This is a genomic window from Mesorhizobium sp. M2C.T.Ca.TU.002.02.1.1 (genome assembly GCF_003997225.1).
Genome location: NZ_RZTO01000850.1, coordinates 1 through 2565, shown reverse-complemented (window position 1 = coordinate 2565; position 2565 = coordinate 1). Strand labels below are relative to the sequence as shown.

At 65.1% G+C, this 2565-nt stretch carries 3 protein-coding genes; 1 reads left to right on the top strand and 2 read right to left on the bottom strand.

The genetic code is table 11. From position 1 onward, the window contains the following. Window positions 1-41: 41 nt before the first annotated feature. Both EOD07_RS30385 and EOD07_RS37870 read right to left on the bottom strand, forming a co-directional pair. Window positions 42-1004 carry an L-threonylcarbamoyladenylate synthase gene (locus EOD07_RS30385; protein ID WP_245470548.1) on the bottom strand — a complete coding sequence of 321 codons (963 nt, stop codon included), beginning with the start codon at window positions 1002-1004 and terminating at the stop codon, window positions 42-44. 346 nt (window positions 1005-1350) lie between these two features. Next, window positions 1351-1887 (bottom strand): hypothetical protein, encoded by a 537-nt coding sequence (locus EOD07_RS37870; protein ID WP_164772687.1) that lies wholly within the window; start codon window positions 1885-1887, stop codon window positions 1351-1353. A 97-nt stretch (window positions 1888-1984) separates the two neighbouring features. Here EOD07_RS37870 and EOD07_RS30375 point away from each other — a divergent pair, with 97 nt between their 5' ends. Next, entirely contained in the window at window positions 1985-2374 is a 390-nt protein-coding gene (locus EOD07_RS30375) for a hypothetical protein (RefSeq protein ID WP_127237939.1), read from the top strand. The last annotated feature ends 191 nt before the right edge of the window (window positions 2375-2565 follow it).

Below are 2565 nucleotides of genomic sequence, written 5' to 3'. Positions count from 1 at the left end.
TCGAAGGGCTGATCGTTCATGACGCCAAGAACCTATGGCGCTCAGGCGAGCTTGTCACGGGGGGCGGCAGCGCGGGCAAGCCGGTCGTTGATCGCCTCGCCCAGGCCCTCGAACGGGATCGGCTCGACGGCGATGGTCGAGGCGCCGACACGGTCGAGCGCCTGCATGGCGGCAAAGAGGTTGCTGGCCGCTTCCCGCAAGTCGCCTGTCTCGGAGAGGTTGCGCAGCGCAACGGCCCGTTCCCAGCCCTCAGCGCGATTGCGGCCGAAGGCAAGCAACGCCTCGCCTTCGGCAACGTCCCCGACATTGAGCCGCATCGCGGCGCCCGGCGCGTAATGCGAGGCGAGCATGCCCGGCGCCTCGATGCCGGAAGCGCCGCGCGACAATTTCGCGCCGGCCACCGCTTCGATCTCCTCGGCGCCGATGCCTCCGGGGCGCAGCAGCCGCAATTTGCCGTTATCGACCTTGAGAATAGTCGATTCCAGGCCAACCGGCGTCGCGCCGCCATCGACGACCAGCCTGATCCTGTCGCCGAGATCGGCGGCGACCGCCCCTGCCGTCGTGCCGCTGATCTTTCCGGAAGAATTGGCGCTGGGGGCGGCGAGCGGCCTTCCGAGCCGCGCGATCAGCTCGCCGCCGAAGCCGCGCGGCATGCGCAGCGCGATCGTGTCCAGCCCCGCTGTGACCAGCGGATGGATGCCGCTGCCGGCGCGCTGCGGCAGCACCAGCGTCAGCGGGCCGGGCCAGAAGGCTTCGGCCAATCTTGCCGAGAGCGGATCGAAGCCGGCGATGCGGTCCGCCATGGCGCGATTTGCGACATGGGCGATCAGCGGGTTGAAACGCGGCCGGCCCTTTGCCTCGAAGATGCGCGCCACGGCGACGCCGTTGGTGGCATCGCCCGCCAGGCCGTAAACCGTCTCGGTCGGGATGGCGACGACATCACCGCCTTCGAGCAGCGCCAATGCCCGCTCCATAGCCTCGCCGGCCGCCAGTATCTCAGCCAAATCCGCCACCAGTCCTGATGCATGTTGCCCAAAAGTGTGCAGCGGTTTTGGGACAACAACATGCATGAAACAAAATCTAAAGCGCGTCGATTGAATCCGTTTCAACGCGACGCGCGTTAGACATGCCGGTCCCGTAATACGGCCGCTTCCATCGGGCAAGGGCGGGCATTGGCGATTTATCAACCCCTAAAATGTTAAGTTTCCGCGCAAGCCGGCTTCAATCTGCCGGCCCTAAACAGATATTCGTGGGGTACCCCACGAATATCTGTTTAGGTTCCCTGGGTTTTCGCAGGTTCTGAACGCGAACCGTGGGACACCTTTGCGAAACCTGCTTAGGGCGCGGGTTCTATGCGGCTGCGGGCTTGGGAGCTGTTGTGATGCGTTTGCTTGGATCGTTCGGTATCAGTCTTCTGGCGATGAGCGGCGCGGCGCATGCCTCGTCGATCGTCGTGGTCGGACCCTCGACCTCCACGCCTTCGGTGATCAGGCTGAATGCGATCGAGCCGGCCAAGCTGTCCTCGGCCTCGACGCCGTCGATGATAGCGCTTGGCGATCCAATGCCCGCCGTCACCGACGAAAAGGTCGCGGCGATTCCCGAGAAGTCCAGGCACCAGCAAGCCCCGATGATCATTCGCGGCGGCGTCGTCGGCGGCGCGTTCGCGACGCCCGCGGCGACCGCGGCAGCCAAGCCCACGGCACCGGCAACCGCGGCCGCCCCGGCAAACGGCACTTCGCCGGCAACGCCCGCGAACGGCACGGCGTCTGCTTCGAACGGCAACGGCAAAACCGGCGACAAACCGGCCGCGACGGCCAACGCGCAGCCACAGGCGCAGCCGTCAAATGGCCAGCCCCTGCCGCGCGTCGGCAAGGCGATGTAGATCACACTGGATACCGCCTCTATGTGCTAGGCGCTTAACTCTGTCCGATTCCCGTCACCGGGATCGGGCACGATGGTGCTAGCGTTTCAAAAGGGGGATTTCATGACTGTTTCGAAAGCAATGGCCGTTGCCGCACTGGTGGCGGCGACGACACTGGGCGCGAGTGTGGCGCGGGCCGACGACATGCTCGGCTCTTACGTCGCGCGGATCTCGGACCGCGATCACCGCGCCAGCGACGGCTATCCGCTGAGCAGCGCGGCGCAGATGGTGCGGCAGGACCGCGCCAACTGGCACAAGTTCCACCGGCGTGACGGCGACGACCAAGGCGATCCCTGGTTCCGCAGCGACGGCTCGCGCGCAGACCTGCAGCGCATGCTGGAACGCGGCGGCGCCATGAGCAGCGCCACCAGGCGCGCCATCGTCAATGGCGAGCCGCTGATCGAGGTCGACGTCTACTCGGACAGCGTGCGGGTCAGCATCATAGAAGATTGACGGGGTCAATCTTCCTGGAAGATTGACGAGCCTGACGAAAAGGGCGACGCGTTACGCGTCGCCCTCAGACTGCTGACAAACCCCGTCGAATTTCGGCGGGGTTTTGTTTTATGTGATTGAAGCGTTTGAGAAGTTCGTGTCAGGAGATTTTGACAGGAGGCGCCGAGCCCTCATGCGAGGCTTGGTTTTGG